This is a genomic window from Chryseobacterium endophyticum (assembly GCF_056333165.1).
Genome location: NZ_JBWGXE010000002.1, coordinates 438,375 through 454,995 on the forward strand (window position 1 = coordinate 438,375; position 16,621 = coordinate 454,995).

At 39.1% G+C, this 16,621-nt stretch carries 19 protein-coding genes; 17 read left to right on the forward strand and 2 right to left on the reverse strand.

From position 1 onward, the window contains the following. Positions 1–14: 14 nt before the first annotated feature. From AC0N32_RS06360 to AC0N32_RS06380, 5 genes are all read left to right on the forward strand, one after another. A complete protein-coding gene (locus tag AC0N32_RS06360) occupies positions 15–1,013 on the forward strand; it encodes a LacI family DNA-binding transcriptional regulator (protein WP_476393021.1) in 999 nt (332 codons plus the stop codon). 17 nt (positions 1,014–1,030) lie between these two features. Then, positions 1,031–1,930 (forward strand): carbohydrate kinase family protein, encoded by a 900-nt coding sequence (locus tag AC0N32_RS06365; RefSeq protein WP_476393022.1) that lies wholly within the window; start codon positions 1,031–1,033, stop codon positions 1,928–1,930. Between the two features lie 112 nt (positions 1,931–2,042). Then, positions 2,043–2,177 (forward strand): bacteriocin-like protein, encoded by a 135-nt coding sequence (locus tag AC0N32_RS06370; protein WP_476393023.1) that lies wholly within the window; start codon positions 2,043–2,045, stop codon positions 2,175–2,177. Positions 2,178–2,324: 147 nt separating this feature from the next. Next, positions 2,325–2,837 carry a DUF421 domain-containing protein gene (locus tag AC0N32_RS06375; protein ID WP_476393024.1) on the forward strand — a complete coding sequence of 171 codons (513 nt, stop codon included), beginning with the start codon at positions 2,325–2,327 and terminating at the stop codon, positions 2,835–2,837. 161 nt (positions 2,838–2,998) lie between these two features. Next, positions 2,999–3,184, forward strand: a complete 186-nt coding sequence (locus tag AC0N32_RS06380) for a hypothetical protein (protein WP_476393025.1) — start codon at positions 2,999–3,001, stop codon at positions 3,182–3,184. Between the two features lie 284 nt (positions 3,185–3,468). Here AC0N32_RS06380 and AC0N32_RS06385 read toward each other — a convergent pair whose 3' ends face one another. After that, entirely contained in the window at positions 3,469–3,783 is a 315-nt protein-coding gene (locus AC0N32_RS06385) for a DUF4286 family protein (RefSeq protein WP_476393026.1), read from the reverse strand. Between the two features lie 148 nt (positions 3,784–3,931). Here AC0N32_RS06385 and gyrA point away from each other — a divergent pair, with 148 nt between their 5' ends. Together gyrA and AC0N32_RS06395 are read left to right on the forward strand one after the other, a co-directional pair. Then, positions 3,932–6,511, forward strand: a complete 2,580-nt coding sequence (gene gyrA, locus AC0N32_RS06390; protein ID WP_476393027.1) for a DNA gyrase subunit A — start codon at positions 3,932–3,934, stop codon at positions 6,509–6,511. Positions 6,512–6,540: 29 nt separating this feature from the next. Next, positions 6,541–7,575: a tetratricopeptide repeat protein gene (locus AC0N32_RS06395; protein ID WP_476393028.1), complete on the forward strand. Its 1,035-nt coding sequence runs from the start codon at positions 6,541–6,543 to the stop codon at positions 7,573–7,575. Positions 7,576–7,640: 65 nt separating this feature from the next. On the opposite strand, the gene pncA is transcribed toward AC0N32_RS06395, so the two are convergent. Beyond that, positions 7,641–8,246 (reverse strand): bifunctional nicotinamidase/pyrazinamidase, encoded by a 606-nt coding sequence (gene pncA, locus AC0N32_RS06400; protein ID WP_476393029.1) that lies wholly within the window; start codon positions 8,244–8,246, stop codon positions 7,641–7,643. A gap of 89 nt (positions 8,247–8,335) precedes the next feature. Between pncA and AC0N32_RS06405 the strand changes: the two genes are divergently transcribed. The 10 genes from AC0N32_RS06405 (at position 8,336) to AC0N32_RS06450 (ending at position 16,602) form a co-directional block, all read left to right on the forward strand. After that, on the forward strand, positions 8,336–8,893 hold the full coding sequence (locus AC0N32_RS06405; RefSeq protein WP_476393030.1) for a hypothetical protein: 558 nt from the start codon (positions 8,336–8,338) through the stop codon (positions 8,891–8,893). Then, positions 8,890–9,426, forward strand: a complete 537-nt coding sequence (locus AC0N32_RS06410) for a YfiT family bacillithiol transferase (RefSeq protein WP_476393031.1) — start codon at positions 8,890–8,892, stop codon at positions 9,424–9,426. Before AC0N32_RS06405 ends, AC0N32_RS06410 begins: the two co-directional genes overlap by 4 nt. After that, positions 9,423–9,881: a DUF1569 domain-containing protein gene (locus AC0N32_RS06415; protein ID WP_476393032.1), complete on the forward strand. Its 459-nt coding sequence runs from the start codon at positions 9,423–9,425 to the stop codon at positions 9,879–9,881. The genes AC0N32_RS06410 and AC0N32_RS06415 overlap by 4 nt, the downstream gene beginning before the upstream one ends. After that, positions 9,878–10,255, forward strand: a complete 378-nt coding sequence (ytxJ, locus tag AC0N32_RS06420; RefSeq protein ID WP_476393033.1) for a bacillithiol system redox-active protein YtxJ — start codon at positions 9,878–9,880, stop codon at positions 10,253–10,255. The genes AC0N32_RS06415 and ytxJ overlap by 4 nt, the downstream gene beginning before the upstream one ends. Beyond that, complete coding sequence (locus AC0N32_RS06425; RefSeq protein WP_374458853.1) at positions 10,255–10,851, forward strand: Crp/Fnr family transcriptional regulator; 597 nt, start codon at positions 10,255–10,257, stop codon at positions 10,849–10,851. Before ytxJ ends, AC0N32_RS06425 begins: the two co-directional genes overlap by 1 nt. Positions 10,852–11,305: 454 nt before the next feature. Further along, on the forward strand, positions 11,306–11,902 hold the full coding sequence (locus AC0N32_RS06430; protein ID WP_476393034.1) for a Crp/Fnr family transcriptional regulator: 597 nt from the start codon (positions 11,306–11,308) through the stop codon (positions 11,900–11,902). A gap of 54 nt (positions 11,903–11,956) precedes the next feature. Beyond that, entirely contained in the window at positions 11,957–12,571 is a 615-nt protein-coding gene (locus tag AC0N32_RS06435) for a Crp/Fnr family transcriptional regulator (RefSeq protein ID WP_476393035.1), read from the forward strand. A 227-nt stretch (positions 12,572–12,798) separates the two neighbouring features. Continuing rightward, a complete protein-coding gene (locus tag AC0N32_RS06440) occupies positions 12,799–13,656 on the forward strand; it encodes a KGG domain-containing protein (RefSeq protein WP_476393036.1) in 858 nt (285 codons plus the stop codon). 73 nt (positions 13,657–13,729) lie between these two features. After that, on the forward strand, positions 13,730–14,350 hold the full coding sequence (locus tag AC0N32_RS06445) for a ferritin-like domain-containing protein (RefSeq protein WP_476393037.1): 621 nt from the start codon (positions 13,730–13,732) through the stop codon (positions 14,348–14,350). 116 nt (positions 14,351–14,466) lie between these two features. Continuing rightward, positions 14,467–16,602: a catalase gene (locus tag AC0N32_RS06450; protein WP_476393038.1), complete on the forward strand. Its 2,136-nt coding sequence runs from the start codon at positions 14,467–14,469 to the stop codon at positions 16,600–16,602. Positions 16,603–16,621: the final 19 nt, after the last annotated feature.

Below are 16,621 nucleotides of genomic sequence, written 5' to 3' on the forward strand. Positions count from 1 at the left end.
TAAAGCAAACCATAATGAAAAGAGCTTCTATAAAAGATATTGCAAGAATAGCAGAAGTTTCTGTGGCAACAGTTTCGTATGTTCTCAATCAGAAAGAGGGAAGCAGAATCAGTGAAGCCACCAAAAAGAAAATTCTGGAAGTCGCACAGGAAATCAACTACACCCCGAATAAAATTGCGAAAAGCCTTAAAATGAGCAAAAGCAAGCTAATTGGCCTTATTGTGGCTGACATTTCCAATGACTTTTATTCTAATATTGCACGCAGTATTGAAGATGAAGCGATGAAGCTAGGATATACGCTTCTGATCGGCAGCTGCGATGAAAATCCTGAGAAATTCAAAAAGCTGACAGAGCTGTTTTCCGAACAGCAGGTTGACGGCATGATCGTGGCGCCTGTTGTAGATTCCGACGATGCAATTCAGCGGCTGATCAGGGAAGAATATCCCATTGTAACGATTGACCGATACCTTAAGAATATTGATCTTCCGGGCGTAATGATCAATAATGCCGAAGTTTCTGAACAAATCTGTGATTACCTGCTCGGCAAAAATTTTGATGAATTGATCTATGTAGGATATGATACAGAATTGCCGCACCTGTTGGATCGCGAAAGTGGTTTTTTCAAAAGCAGCGAGAAATCTGATATCAGGGTGAAAAAAATTTTAACCGACATTCATCATATTACGGAAGAAGTGCATCAGAAACTGAAAATCAATCTGGATCTTACCAAAAAAACAGCGATCTATTTTTCAAGCAATAAATTAGGCATCGCAGGGCTCCGTTATCTGATCGACAATAACGTTAAAGTTCCCGAAAATGTTTCTCTGGTAGCTTTTGACGAAACGGAAGCCTATTACCTTTTTCCTACCGAGGTAAGCTTTGTTCAGCAACCCCTTTATGATATGGCCAGGGAATCTGTAAAACTCCTTGACAGCCAGATCAACGAATATGTACCGCACGGAAAAAGAGTTACTTTTCCGGCAAAGTTTATCAAACGGAATTCGGTACGATAATATCATGACAATTTAAAATGAATACTAAACCCTATGTAACGTGTTTCGGAGAAGTACTCTGGGATATTTTCCCTTCAGGATCCAGGGCTGGCGGTGCACCTTTTAACGTTGCCTACCATGTTCATAAAATGGGTATCAATGCGGTAATGCTCAGCAGAACGGGAAATGATGATCTTGGCGATGCCCTGAGAAAAAAAATAAGCGACTGGAACCTATCAACCGAATTTCTGCAGTGGGATTACGACCATCCTACCAGTACGGTAATCGCCAGAATCGATGAGCACAATGAAGCTACGTATGACATTATCAATCACGTGGCCTGGGATTATATCGAATTCCTTCCGGAACATAAGGATCTCGTTTCTAATGCAGAAGCATTCGTATTCGGAAGTCTTTCTTCAAGAAATGAAAAATCGAGGGAAACGCTGCTTCAGCTTTTGAAAATTGCAAGACTTAAAATATTCGACGTCAATCTGAGAGCTCCGTTTATTGATACAGATTTTATAAAAACCCTTCTTCATCAGGCTGATATTGTAAAGGTCAATACTTCCGAGCTTAAACATATCGCTGGTTTTTCAGGCTTTGAAAGTCATACTGCTGATGAAGCTTTGAAATGTATTCAAAATGAATATGATATCAAAGAAGTTGTTTTAACGAAAGGGGGTGAAGGAGCCAGCTATTTCTTGGGTAATGACAAATATTCCTCACCTGCGCTCCCTATTACGATTGCTGATACAGTGGGAAGCGGAGACGCCTTTTTGTCAGGCTTTATAGCCGGGAGAATTAACGACGAAGATCCTGAAAAAAACCTGAAACAGGCAGTGGCTATGGGAGCTTTTATTACTTCGCAGCCTGGCGCATGCCCGGAATATCTATATTCAGATTTTGAAAAGTTTAAAATTGAAAAATCATTATAAAAAAATCTTTACAGATACCATATTTATGAAAATTATGAAAGCTTTTTAGATAAAACTGTAATAATCCTGTAGAATTATCGTTTTATATTTAAACCAACAAAATTAAAACGATATGAAAAATTTAAAGAAACTAACGAAAACAGAACTAAAGTCAGTGTACGGAGGACAGCCGAAAAAGTATTGCGTTTACTGTGAAAGATTAAACAAGACAGTTTGCAGTGAAGTTCCTATTGCACAATGTCCTTAACAATGTATAAACCGCTTTTCTGAAGCGGTTTTTTTATTCTCATAAGATTTTCGCTTAAAGGTTTAATTCTGATTAAAACTTAAAATACAGGTTGGTAAATATTATACCGTAAAAATTAATACATTTGATGGTATAATTAAAATTCCTGTGAATCCCATTTTAGATGTTGTTGTACGCTCGCTTTGTGTTTATCTTTTTATGGTCATTGCCATCCGTCTTTTTGGTAAAAACCAGCTTTCACAACTCAACGCAGGAGATGTTGTCCTGCTTTTACTGATCTCTAATGCCGTGCAGAATGCCATGGTCGGGGAAAATACTTCCCTCGAAGGAGGTCTTGTAGCAGCCCTCGTCCTTTTTATCGCCAATTTTATTGTTAAAAGATTAATGTTTTCCAACAGAAAATTCAGCAGATTCCTGGAAGACGATCCTGTTATTCTGGTAAAAGACGGAAAGGTGGATCAGAAAGCTTTGGATAAAGTTAAAATCAGCAGAGATGAACTGGAAGAGGCCATCCGTGAGCATGGGGTAGACGGTATAAAAAAGGTAAAACTCTCCATACTTGAAGTCGATGGGAACATAAGCGTCGTATCTGAAGATGAACAGAGCAAGCAAACGCATTATTCCAGAATTAAAAGAAAATATAAGCGGAAGTATCATTAAAAATTTAAGTGAAATATAATTTATTTTTAAATGATAACAATTAACCCCAAACCCTATAAAACCTGGGATTAAAGTATTTTATTAATTTCCACCTAATTGTATAATTCACTTTTTGGCATTAACATTGTTACATTTCTTTCTGAAATTTGAAAAGTGAAAAAATGAAAAGTTTGATTAAAATTGTTGGGGTTACAACAGTTATGATGATGATGGCTTCATGCGTCGTTCATGAACATCACGGAAGAAGAGGAATGCCGCCAGGGCAGGCAAAAAAAGTCTACATCTACGAAAAGAGAGGACCCGGGCACGGACACGGACATCATAGAGGACGTGGGCATCACAGATAGAAATTAAACAGCAGACATCATTTTTTTGGTGTCTGCTTCATTTAGGGGTAAACCGATCATGGTAATGGATTTGGCACTCAGATTGATTTATATATTATAATCCAAATACATTATTTATGAAAAATTTATCCAAAATTTTAACGGCGCTGGCTCTTACTGCTGTGCTTTCGTCATGTCTGCACCATCCGCCAAGGCCACCCAGACCTCCTGAACCACCGCACAGACGCTAAAAAAATAAAGCCCGGAAATTCCGGGCTTTTATCGTATTTTAATTTAAACATCACTTAAAATCTCGACTTTTTGGGATTCAGCAGGGTATTGAAAATCATTACTTCCTGTCCGAATTTCGCTTCCACCCGCTCAGCGATATTCTGCAGTTCACTTTTCACAAAATCTTCCCTGAGATCATCCGTGTCAAAAATCAGGAGCAGATTATAATTTTTCCCATCTTCAATATAATTACTATCTACTTCCGAAAGGATGTATTTATCAACGTCCATCAGATTTTCGGTCATCAAAACCAAGGTATCATCAATATAGTTTTCCCATTCTTCCAAATTGTTTTTTGTACAATGGAAAGTTATGCTCAGCACGCTCATATTTTATGATTTTTTTAATAGTTAGAGTAAAATTCTAGGGCAAAAATCGGCAAATTTTTCGTAAATTAGCCCGTTAATAAAATTTCAAAAAAAATAATTTTCAGACATACAGCTAAGGGTCTGACTGTCATTATAATAAAATTTGTTTATGCAAAAAGAAGGAGAAAGACTGATTCCTATCAACATTGTTGATGAAATGAAGTCGTCTTATATCGATTATTCGATGTCGGTTATCGTTTCAAGGGCGTTACCTGATGTAAGAGACGGCTTAAAGCCCGTTCATAGAAGAGTACTTTACGGTATGTATGGATTAGGGGTTTTTTCTAATAGAAAATATTTAAAATCTGCTAGGATTGTTGGGGACGTTTTAGGTAAATACCATCCGCACGGAGATTCTTCTGTATACGATGCCATGGTGAGAATGGCCCAGGACTGGAGTCTTCGTTATCCTCAGGTAGACGGACAGGGTAACTTCGGTTCCATGGATGGTGATCCGCCGGCAGCAATGCGTTATACCGAAGCCCGATTGAAAAAGATTTCGGATGAAGTACTTTCAGACTTAGACAAAGAAACGGTAGATTTCCAGAATAACTTCGACGACAGTTTACAGGAACCGACCGTTTTACCTTCTAAAATCCCTAATCTTCTGGTAAACGGAACATCAGGTATTGCGGTGGGGATGGCTACCAATATGGCCCCTCACAACTTGTCTGAAGCGGTAGATGCAATCTGTGCTTATATTGATAACAGAGAGATTACGATTGATGAGCTCATGCAGCACATTATTGCTCCGGATTTTCCTACGGGAGGGATTATTTACGGGTACGACGGGGTAAGAGACGCATTCCATACCGGTAGAGGAAGGGTAGTACTTCGTGCAAAGGTGGCTTTCGAAGAGATAGGAAACAGAAATGCGATTATCGTTAATGAAGTTCCTTATCAGGTAAACAAAGCCGAAATGATTGCCAGAACCGCAGACTTGGTGAAGGAAGAGAAAATTCCGGGAATCTATGAAATCAGGGATGAATCCGACAGAAGAGGACTTCGTATTGTGTACGAACTGAAAAATGATGCGATCCCGAATGTTGTTTTAAATCTTTTATATAAATATACGGCACTTCAGACTTCTTTCAGCGTGAATAATATTGCGCTCGTTCACGGAAGACCGGAACAGCTGAACCTGAAAGACATCATCCACCATTTCGTGGAGCACAGACATGAAGTGATTGTCAGAAGAACCCAGTTTGAGCTCAGAAAAGCAAAAGAAAGAGCGCATATCCTTGAAGGGTTCATGAAAGTGATAGGCACTCAGGATTCCCTGGATAAAGCCATCTCTATCATCCGCCATTCTGCCAATCCGCAGGCTGCGAAAGAAGGTTTAATTGAAGCCTTCGAACTTTCTGAAATCCAGGCCCAGGCAATTCTTGATTTACGTCTTGCCCGACTTACAGGAATGGAGCTCGACAAGATCCGCGACGAATATGATACCATCATGAAAGAAATTGCCGATCTTGAAGACATCCTGACCAATGAACCGAGAAGATTCCAGATCATTAAAGATGAACTTATTGAAGTTAAAGAAAAATACGGTGACGAAAGAAGAACCGAGATTGATTATTCAGGAGGAGAAATGTCGATTGAAGATATCATCCCGAATGATTCTGTAGTTCTTACCATTTCCCATGCCGGATACATCAAGAGAACTTCACTTTCCGAATATAAAATACAGAGCAGAGGAGGCGTAGGAAACAAAGCCGCCACAACAAGAGACTCAGATTTCCTTGAGTATATCGTTTCCGCCACCAATCACCAGTATATGCTGTTCTTCACTGAAAAAGGAAGATGTTACTGGTTAAGGGTATTTGAAATCCCTGAAGGCTCTAAAACCGCAAAAGGAAGAGCCGTACAGAATTTGATAAACATAGAACCGGACGATAAAATTAAAGCTTATATCAGAACCAACAACCTTAAGGATTCAGAATATGTAAACCAGATGAGCGTGGTAATGGTAACTAAAAACGGTACGATTAAGAAAACCTCATTAGAAGCCTACTCAAGACCAAGGGTGAATGGGGTGAATGCCATTGAGATCCGTGACAATGATCAATTGTTAGGTGCTTATTTAACGAATGGTACTTCACAGATCATGATCGCCACTAAAAATGGTAAGTGTATCCGTTTCCCGGAAGAAAAAGTAAGAGAAGTCGGAAGAGGCTCTATCGGTGTGCGTGGTATCGCCATGGAAGATGATGATGAAGCAATCGGAATGATCGTAGTAAATGACGTAGAAAAAGAGACGGTTCTTGTGGTGTCTGAAAAAGGTTACGGAAAAAGAACGGCCGTTGAAGACTATAGAATCACCAACAGAGGCGGAAAAGGAGTTATTACTTTGAATATAACCGAGAAAACCGGAAATCTAATTGCCATCCAGAACGTTACGGATGAAGACGGTTTAATGATCATCAACAAATCCGGTGTTGCCATCCGTATGAACATGGATGAGATGAGAGTGATGGGAAGAAACACGCAAGGCGTAAGACTGATCAATCTTAAGAAAAATGACGAAATTGCGGCTATCGCAAAAGTAGAAATGGATAAAGATGTAGAAGATTCTGAAGAAAACGAAGAAATAGAAGGAACCGTAGCTGATAACCACGAAAACGACACAGAAACTCCACAGGCCAGTCAAGAGGCAGAGGAAAATGAGAATTCTGATTCGGAAGAATAATATTGTATAATTAATATAAAATAGTGATTATGAAAAAGCTAATTTTAGGTATGGCTATCGTAGCATCAGCTTTTGTTTTCGGACAGAAAGGAGATGTGAACGCTCAGCTACAAGAAGCTAACAAAGTAGCAATGGATGCGTATAACGCAAAAAACTATGCAGCAGCAGCCCCTAAGTTTATGGAAGTTTATAACTTACTGAAAACTAGCGGCCAGGATAATAAAGTATATATGTATTATGCAGGTTTGAATTATGCTTTGGCAAACGATATTCCTCAGGCTACAAAAATATATACCGACCTTATCAATTCAGGATACACCGGTGTTGAAACGACGTATACTGCAAAAGAAAACAAAACAGGACAGGTTGTAAGTTATGACAAAAGTACCTGGGAGCTGCTGAAGAAAAGTTCATCTAAAGATTATTCAGATTTTAAAACAGAACAGTCTAAAAGTGTGGAAGCAGATCTTTATGAGACTTTAGCCACTCTTCTGCTGAATGACAAGAAAAATGACGAGGCTCTGGCCATTATTGAAAAAGGACTTGCAAAATTCCCTAACAATGCCAAATTAAAAGAATACCAGGGTTCTGCGTTGTATGCATCCGGTAATACGGACAAGTTTATGCAAAACCTTAAAGAGCAGTTGGCAAAAAATCCTAACGATGCGACCAACTGGTATAACCTTGGAGTGCTTCAGTCTAAAAATCCACAAACTGTAAATGAAGCGATCGCCTCTTTCCAGAAAGCAATTGAACTGAAGCCTGATTTTGCCAATGCTTATCAGAATTTGGTCTATACGGTGATCGGTGATGATGATAAAGCAGTAAGTGAGATCAATGCAGTGAGAAAAACAAAGCCGGACGAAGCAACAAAGCTTATTGAAGCCAGAAAAGAAAGATTTAATAAGGCTGTTCCTTACGGTGAAAAATGGCTTCAGGCAATGCCAAACGATATTACTGCCGTACAGGTCATGAAAGACGTTTACAACACGACGAAAAACATGCCTAAGTACAATGAAATGAAAGCTAAAGAAGCTGAACTTCAGGCAAAACAACCAAAATAAATACTAAAAAAACCGGAATTTAGTTCCGGTTTTTTTATGCTTTAAATTGTGATAATGATTTATAACTATCCGAGAACGGTAACCCCTTTCTCAATCATATCATAAATAGCATCCCTGCCATTATCAGGCTTTACGTTGACCGCCTTCGTCCCGTTGAAATGCAGGCAGGTGATATAGCCGCTGTTCACGGCATCAAGACAGGTAAATTTCACACAATAATCCAAAGCAAGACCTACAATTTCCAACAGCTGTATGTCATGGTATTTCAGAAAGTCGTCGAGACCTGTTTTCATAAAATGATTATTATCCTGGAAACCGCTGTAGCTGTCAATTTCAACATTTTTTCCTTTCTGTATGATATGGGTTACCTTATCCCTGTTCAGATCTTTATGAAACTCTGCCCCGAAGGTATCCTGGATGCAGTGGTCCGGCCACATAAACTGCGGGACACCGTTTAGGATAATGCTCTCACCAACTTTTCTGCCATTGTTGCTGGCAAAACTTTTATGATTTGCAGGATGCCAGTCCTGGGTAAGCACGATCTGATCGTATTCGTTTTCATCCATCAGTGCATTGATATAGGGAATAACCTCATTAGCACCCGGAACAGCCAGTGCCCCTCCTTCACAAAAGTCATTCTGTACATCTACGATTATTAACGCTTTTTTCATATTTAATATTCTCGAATTTTTGATAAATTTACAAAAACTAATACTCAAAAAATTGTCCAAATAAGATTTATCGGACAAATAGGCATTTTATGAAAGAATTTACGATTGATAAAGGTTTTCTGAATAATAAAAAATCTTTTCTCACCATTGATGAAAACGCTGTAACACTCAATAATACTGTTTTAAGAAAAGAAGAAATTACAGGAATTCGATACGGAATTCATTTTATAAGAGGATATATGTCAACTATAGGACGAGAATATCAAATCTTCATAAAAACCATTGACAACAAAGAAATTAAAATAAGTTTCAGATTATTTTATGGGAGAAAGCTTAAAGAAAAACATCTTTTATTCTGTACCATTATTGATACATTGTGGCATTATTTTTTTTACGGAATAGTGAAAAATTATTTAGATAAATATAAAAAGGACCGTGAAATTGTGGTCTCAGGTATTAAAATTTTTTCAGATAAAATCAGTTTTGCTAATAAAGAAATCCCCTTTGAACAACTTAGAACAAAAACTTACCATCACTACTTTATCCTCTTTTCCGAGAATGATCATTATACAAACAAAATGCTGTACTACCTGAAGGATCAGGATGCTGTTATTTTATTAGAAATATTAAATCAAATAAAAAAATGAAAGATATAGAACATAAAAAATTCCCAATAGGCAGGTATGAAGAACCCGAAAATATCTGCGATATCAAATTGGATGAATACATTAAAGTCATCAGAGACTTTCCTGGACGATTAAAAAACCTGATCGAAAATTTCTCCGATGATCAGCTCGATACCCAATACCGTGATGGAGGGTGGACGGTAAGGCAACTCGTAAACCATATCGCCGACAGCCATATCAACAGTTTTATCCGGTTCAAACTGGCACTTACGGAAGACAACCCAACCATAAAACCGTATGACGAAGCCAAATGGGCCGAACTTCAGGATAGCCTTACCATGCCCATAAAACCCGCCATGAGGATGATCAGGGGAACGCATCAAAGGTGGACAACACTCCTGAAGAGTATGACCAATAAACAGTTTGAAAGAACTTTTCATCATCCCGAGCAAAATAAAAATTTCGATTTGAGACAGTGCCTGGCTATTTACGTATGGCATTGCAATCATCACTTTGCTCATATAGAAAACCTGAAGAAAGAAAAAGGCTGGTGAAAAAAAATCTTCATAATCCGGTCTTTTTCGATGAAATTATCTCCAGGATCAACCATTTAAATAAAAATTCACAGCCAAGATGGGGAAAAATGAATGTCTCTCAGATGATGAGGCATTGTAACCAAGTTCTCCAGATCCCGCTCAGAAAAATTGAGCTTCCGCAAATTAATCTCCTGTTTTCCGCTATCGGGATCATCACCAAATGGGAGATTCAGGTTTTAAATAACGGAATTCCCCGAAATATGCCGACATTTCGAAAACTTATTATTAATTTTGAGTGTGACTTTGATGAAGAAAAAGAAAGTCTCCTGAAAACGCTGGATGAATATCTTCTGTGTTTTCAAAATAAAAATCTGCCGGATCACCATGTCCTGTTCGGGAAAATGCAAAGCAAAGACTGGGGATTTCTGGAATATAAACATCTTCATCTTCATTTAAAACAATTTGGCGTATGAGTTTTTTTGACAAAATATTCGGAGGAAAAGAGGAAAATTCCGACAGGAACCCGATCTGGAAATATATAGAATCTGAAGAAGATCTTAAAAATGCAGTTGAGCATTCATTCACTCGAAAGATTGCTATTTTTAAGCATTCTACAAGCTGCTTTATCAGCAAGACGGTCTTAAGAAATTTTGAGAAGGAAATTTCAGCTTCGGAAGTAAAACCGGAATTGTATTTTCTGGATCTGTTGGCTTACCGGCCGATATCAAATAAAATCGCCGCCGATTTTGCCGTAAGACACGAAAGCCCGCAGTTGCTGGTGATCGAAAACGGAAAGGTGATCCACAGTGCTTCTCATCAACATATATCAGCAGATTCAATCGTATAATGAAGAATATCAATAATTATTTATCCAAAGTTCTGGACGTCCCGGTTGATAAGGTAAACATGTGCAGCCTGCATTATGAAGTGAAGAAAGTGCAGAAAAACCAGTTTCTTCTTCAGTACGGGGAAATATGCCGATACATTTATTTCGTCGAAAAAGGACTCCTTAAAATGTATTCCATCGACAAAAACGGGAAAGAGCATATTATCCAGTTTGCACCGGAAAGCTGGCTTACGTCAGACCGAAGCAGTCTTTATTTCAACGAAAAATCAATTTATTACATAGAAGCCGTAGAAGATTCCGAAGTTTTGCTTTTACATCCGGACTTTATCAACAAGCTGATCGGGGAGTTTCCCAACAGCCTGGAAAAAAGTGATATTCTTTTACAGAAACACATCAAAAGCCTACAAGACAGAATCAATTCTTTATTGGGTGAAACCGCAGAGGAGCGCTACATGAAATTCATTAAGATGTATCCGGATCTCTTGCTGAGAGTCCCTCAATGGATGATTGCCTCTTATCTGGGAATTACCCCGGAAAGTCTCAGCCGTGTAAGAAAAGAACTGGCCAGAAAAAATTTCGTTCCGGACAGCAAATAATTTTAACATTTTTTTTGGAAAGCATATTTATGATATGATTGCAATCATGTTTATCGCCATTATATTCTCTTACATTTGATAAACACACCAGCAAAAATATAATATTATGAAATTTCCTTATCCTATCCGTCAAAAGTCACGGAATAATACTCATACACTTTCGTGGAAGTCAAGAACCATGATCAGTACTGAGCGTATTCATATTTGATATAAGATTTTCTAAACACTGAAACTTTTAGTTTATGATTTACTATACCCGTTTATCTATGAAAAGCGGGAGGAATTCGTATATATTTAACTTATTGATTAATAATTAATTGTAATAAATACGAATTCCTTTAAAATAAACCTGATCATCAATTTAAAATCCATTAGGGTTCGAAATTTGCATTCAAATAACAAACTATTAAATTTTACTGGGATGCGCATACATTAAACATCAAAATTAACTGACATGGTTATTAAAGAAGAAATTCTGCATTCAGTAGGAGCAATTACAAGACACTATCAGCCCTCGGAAGTCATTTTTAATGAGGGCGATATCCCGAAATATTATTATCAGATCGTTCACGGGGAAGCAAAACTCAACAATTACACGGACGACGGTAAAGAGGTTATACAAACGTTATTAGAGGATGGACAAAGCATCGGCGAATCATTACTTTTCCTGGATAAACTTTATCCGGTAAATGCAGTAGCCATTACGAAATGTAGTGTGCTCAGACTCCCAAAGGCTATTTTCCTGGATCTTATTAAACTCTATCCGGAAATATCATTCAACATGAATAAAACTCTGTCCCAAAGACTTTATTTCAAGCTGATCATGGCACAGAACTTATCTTCCCAGAATCCCGCGGCAAAACTTAAAGTCCTGATGGATTATCTCAAAAGCTTCCAGAAAGAACAATCGCCTTATTCATTCATGATTCCTCTAACCAGACAGCAGATGGCCAGTCTTACCGGGCTTTGTGTAGAAACGGCTATCCGAACCATAAAGGTGATGGAAAAGAAAAAAATCGTAAAGATCAAAGACCGAAAAATTTTATATTAAACTTGTTTCTATATTTATTTTTTACGAACTTTTTACCTTTAAAAACTGTAAAAAATGAAAACGATCAGCTGCATGAATATCGATCCCGAGATTCTTTACGCATTCGGAGCAGAAATGAAATCCTACAAACAGCGCGAAAGTATATACAGAGAAGGGGATCATGCAGCATATTACTTCCAGATCGTCAAGGGTAAAATCAAACTGAACAGCTATAACGAAGAAGGAAGAGAGTTTATCCATAATATTATAGGCGAAAAACAAAGCTTCGGCGATGCGATGCTGTTTATCGAAAAATATTACGTAATGAACGCCATATCGCTTACGGAATCACAAATCATAAGACTTCCCAAAAATAATTTCCTGGAATTACTAAAAAAAAATCCTGAGATCTCACTGGAAATGAACGCCTGCCTTTCCCAAAGGTTATACTTCAAGGCGATCATGTTACAAAATATGTCTTCTCAAAACCCTATCATCCGTTTGGAGGGATTACTCGACTATCTGAAAAGTTATCATGAAGGAGACTGTGAACAATGTTTTCCGGTAGAACTTACCCGTCAGCAGATGGCCAACCTTACCGGGCTGCGCGTCGAGACTGTCATCAGATCCCTTAAAAAAATGGAAAAACTGGGCAAACTTACCATAAAGGACCGAAAAATTTTATATTAATATCGACCAACATGATTTGGGTCATAAATTGGTGATATATTCTAACGTACATTTGAGTTAATTAATTCATCCATATTCCTTAAAGCCTCATACCTGAGGTACATCTTAAGCTCTTTAGCTTTTATGTTCATGCAAATTAATGCAAATTAACCAAAAACTCATTGCTGTCTAATACTAGTCACGGCCGGCAATACCATCACTATAATATTAATATAAAAAATTCAGTTATGAACACTAGAAATTCAAGAAATCGTAGTTCAAGAGGAAATTCAGATTCTTCAAGCAATCTGGAAGAAATTTATCAGTTAGGTTATGATCACGGTTATAACGATGCGTCACAGGATGAAGAGTATGACGATGACTTCTCAGAATATGAAGACTATTTTGATGAAGATTATGACGATGATGATGAAGATTACGACGATGAAGACTATGATGATGAAGATTATGATGATGATGAAGATTATGACGACGAAGACTACGATGATGACGAGGACGATAACAGAGGAGGAAGAGGCCGAGGAAGATCAGGAAACGGAAACCAGCAGAGAGACGACCAGGGAAGATTTACTTCCGGAGGCGGCAGAGGCGGTTCACGCGGAGGATCCGGATCTAGAAGTGGATCTGGTTCAGGCTCAAATTCCGGTTCAGGAAGAGGAAGGAATTCAGGAGGATCCGGGGGATCAAGATCTGGAGGAAGAGGCAGGTCATCAGGAGGATCATCAAACTCAAACAGTGACAACTACGATCACAGACACGATAATCCGGGAAGACCGAGAGGAAGCAGAAACGGAGGCGGAAGATCTTCGGGATCAGGCTCCCGTTTCAATTCAAGCTCAAATTCAAACTCCGGAAGATCAGGATCAAATAGCGGCAGAGGCGGCTCAGGATCAGGAAACAACGGCGGTTCAGGTCGAGGTTCCAATTCCGGTTCTGGCTCAGGATCATCAAAAAGAGGTTTCGCTTCAATGAGTAAAGCCGAACGTACGAGAATCGCTCGTATGGGCGGACAGGCTTCTCATGGCGGCGGAAGATCTTCAGGTTCCGGCAGATCAGGATTTGGAGGCAGACGTAATAATTCATAGTTCTTTTTCCACGATTACCTCTTTATTGATTAAGTAAAGGGGTAATCTTTTAAAACCAAACACCACTCACATTATGGCAACAAAAACATTAGATAATAAAGACACCGGTACAACAGGTACCGCAACCGCATCTTCAAACGATTCATCTAAAAAAACAGCATCCGTTGATAATGCAATGGTAGACAAAAACGAGATGAACAATTCTCCTTTGCATAAATTTTTTGTTTCGGCGCTTAAAGATATCTACTATGCAGAAAATGCAATTATTGAAGCCTTGGGAAAAATGCAGGAAGCAGCCACTACCGAAGAGCTGAAAGAAGCCTTTGAAGACCATCAGCTGCAAACCCAGAAACATGTAAGCAGACTCGAAAAAGTCTTCAAACTGATCAATGAAACGCCCGAGAAAAAAGAATGCAAGGCCATCAAAGGAATTATCGAAGAAGGCGAAGAAATCATCAAATCTACGGAAGATGGATCCATGACGCGTGATGCCGCTTTGATTATTGCCGCCCAAAAGGTTGAACATTACGAAATTGCGACCTATGGAGGACTTGCACAGCTGGCCATCACCATGGGCCACGATAAAGCCGCAGATCTTCTCGAAAAAACCCTTCAGGAAGAAGAAGATACAGATTATGACCTGACGGAAATCGCTGAAACCTACATCAATTTTGATGCGGAGCAGGAAGATTAATGTTACAATATAAAGCCATGTAGCGCTTGTCTATATGGCTTTTTTAAATATCAAATCAAAAAGTATATGCTTCCCGCGACATATACTTTATCAATACACCACCAACAAAAAGAATTATGAAAGACAAACAACCGACCAACGAAAAACTTAACCAGCTGGAATCTCACATGACTTCCAACGAAAACGAAAAACTGACCACCAATCAGGGACTGAAAATCAACAACAACCAGGATTCCCTGAAAGCAGGGGACAGAGGGCCTACCTTGCTGGAAGATTTCATCCTCAGAGAAAAAATTACACATTTCGATCACGAAAGAATTCCCGAGAGAGTCGTTCACGCCCGTGGGTCCGGTGCTCATGGCGTATTTAAACTTACCAAAAGTCTAAAAGGGTATACCAAGGCCAATTTTTTAACGGAAGAAGGTAAAGAAACTCCGGTATTTGTGCGGTTTTCAACCGTTGCCGGAAGCAGGGGAAGTACAGATCTGGCAAGAGATGTAAGAGGTTTTGCCGTAAAATTCTATACGGATGAAGGAAATTACGACCTTGTTGCCAATAATATGCCTGTATTCTTTATTCAGGATGCCATTAAATTTCCTGATCTCGTACATGCCGTAAAGCCGGAACCTCACAATGAAATCCCGCAGGCACAGTCTGCCCACGATACATTCTGGGATTTTATCTCCTTAATGCCTGAAAGTATGCACATGATCATGTGGCTGATGAGCGACCGGGCCATCCCGCGAAGTTTTTCAAGAATGGAAGGCTTTGGTGTGCATTCATTTAAATTGATTAATGATGAAGGCAAAGCACATTTCGTAAAGTTTCATTTTAAACCGAAACTGGGTGTACACTCGGTGGCCTGGGACGAAGCACAGCGTATTTCAGGAGTAGATCCCGATTTTCATAAAAGAGATCTCTGGGAATCCATCGAAAACGGAATGTTCCCGGAATGGGATTTCGGTGTACAGCTGATTCCTGAAGAAGATGAATTTAAGTATGATTTTGATCTTCTTGACCCCACCAAAATCGTTCCTGAAGAAGTTGTACCGGTACAGCTTGTAGGAACTTTAACCTTAAATAAAAACCCGGAAAACTTTTTTGCTGAAACCGAACAGATCGCTTTTCATCCCGGACACATTGTTCCCGGAATCGATTTCACCAATGATCCGTTGCTTCAGGGAAGATTGTTTTCTTACACAGATACCCAGCTGATCAGATTAGGCGGTCCAAATTTCCATGAAATCCCGATCAACAGGTCCGTAAATGTTGTTCATAACAACCAGCGGGACGGCTATATGAGACAACAGATCGCGAAAGGTAAGGTAAGTTACGAACCGAATTCCATCGGCGGAGGATGCCCTTTCCAGGCGATGATGAAAGAAGGAGGTTTTGTCTCTCAGGAGGCGAGAGTTTCGGGGACAAAAGTAAGAGAGCGTAGCAAGAGTTTTGTAGATCATTATTCTCAGGCGAAATTATTCTACAACAGCCAGTCGGCTCCCGAAAAAATGCACCTTCAGAATGCGTTGGTCTTTGAACTTTCAAAAGTAACGATTCCTGAAATCAGAGAAAGAATGGTAAGCCTGCTTGCTTTTGTAGATAAGGAACTGGCAACAAAAGTAGCCTCAAAACTGGGTGTTGAAGTAAAAGAGCTTAAATTCCCCAATCAAAGTATTCCCGCCGATGCAGATCCTTCAGCACTGCAAAGTGAAGAAAGAGAACCGGATACTAAGATCTCCGAAGCACTCAGCATGCAGAATACCGTGAAAGATACCATTATGGGCAGAAAAATAGGTTTCATCATGGCAAATGGAGTTGATGCAGGAGCTGTTAATGATTTAAAAACGAAACTTGAAGCGGAAAATGCAGTCGTGGAAATCATCGGAACAAGTATGGCTCCGGTACAGGCTAATGACGGATCTCTGCTGACTCCTAAGCATTCTTTAACGAGCAATGCCAGTGTTTCCTTCGATGCTCTCTACGTAGCAGCAGGAGAAAACTCAACAAAAGAGCTTCTCACCCCTGACAATAAACAACATGTTTTGAATTTTATCAACGAGGCATACAAACACTGTAAAGCGATTTACTTTGGCGAAGGCACTGAACCTCTGTACATGAACAGTAATGTAAGTACGAAAAGCCATATCGATCCGGCCATCGTTGTCGCTGAAGACGAAAATCCTTCAGATAAATTCATTACGGCTGTTGCCAATCACAGAGTCTGGGATCTTGAATTGGAAAGAAATGCTTAAAATAAATTAAACACACCTT

Coding starts and splice junctions, on each gene's coding strand:
- AC0N32_RS06360 (WP_476393021.1), top strand. CDS start 15: ATGAAAAGAGCTTCTATAAAAGATATTGCAAGAATAGCAGAAGTTTCT.
- AC0N32_RS06365 (WP_476393022.1), top strand. CDS start 1,031: ATGAATACTAAACCCTATGTAACGTGTTTCGGAGAAGTACTCTGGGAT.
- AC0N32_RS06370 (WP_476393023.1), top strand. CDS start 2,043: ATGAAAAATTTAAAGAAACTAACGAAAACAGAACTAAAGTCAGTGTAC.
- AC0N32_RS06380 (WP_476393025.1), top strand. CDS start 2,999: ATGAAAAGTTTGATTAAAATTGTTGGGGTTACAACAGTTATGATGATG.
- AC0N32_RS06385 (WP_476393026.1), bottom strand. CDS start 3,783: ATGAGCGTGCTGAGCATAACTTTCCATTGTACAAAAAACAATTTGGAA.
- gyrA (WP_476393027.1), top strand. CDS start 3,932: ATGCAAAAAGAAGGAGAAAGACTGATTCCTATCAACATTGTTGATGAA.
- AC0N32_RS06395 (WP_476393028.1), top strand. CDS start 6,541: ATGAAAAAGCTAATTTTAGGTATGGCTATCGTAGCATCAGCTTTTGTT.
- pncA (WP_476393029.1), bottom strand. CDS start 8,246: ATGAAAAAAGCGTTAATAATCGTAGATGTACAGAATGACTTTTGTGAA.
- AC0N32_RS06405 (WP_476393030.1), top strand. CDS start 8,336: ATGAAAGAATTTACGATTGATAAAGGTTTTCTGAATAATAAAAAATCT.
- AC0N32_RS06410 (WP_476393031.1), top strand. CDS start 8,890: ATGAAAGATATAGAACATAAAAAATTCCCAATAGGCAGGTATGAAGAA.
- ytxJ (WP_476393033.1), top strand. CDS start 9,878: ATGAGTTTTTTTGACAAAATATTCGGAGGAAAAGAGGAAAATTCCGAC.
- AC0N32_RS06425 (WP_374458853.1), top strand. CDS start 10,255: ATGAAGAATATCAATAATTATTTATCCAAAGTTCTGGACGTCCCGGTT.
- AC0N32_RS06430 (WP_476393034.1), top strand. CDS start 11,306: ATGGTTATTAAAGAAGAAATTCTGCATTCAGTAGGAGCAATTACAAGA.
- AC0N32_RS06435 (WP_476393035.1), top strand. CDS start 11,957: ATGAAAACGATCAGCTGCATGAATATCGATCCCGAGATTCTTTACGCA.
- AC0N32_RS06440 (WP_476393036.1), top strand. CDS start 12,799: ATGAACACTAGAAATTCAAGAAATCGTAGTTCAAGAGGAAATTCAGAT.
- AC0N32_RS06445 (WP_476393037.1), top strand. CDS start 13,730: ATGGCAACAAAAACATTAGATAATAAAGACACCGGTACAACAGGTACC.
- AC0N32_RS06450 (WP_476393038.1), top strand. CDS start 14,467: ATGAAAGACAAACAACCGACCAACGAAAAACTTAACCAGCTGGAATCT.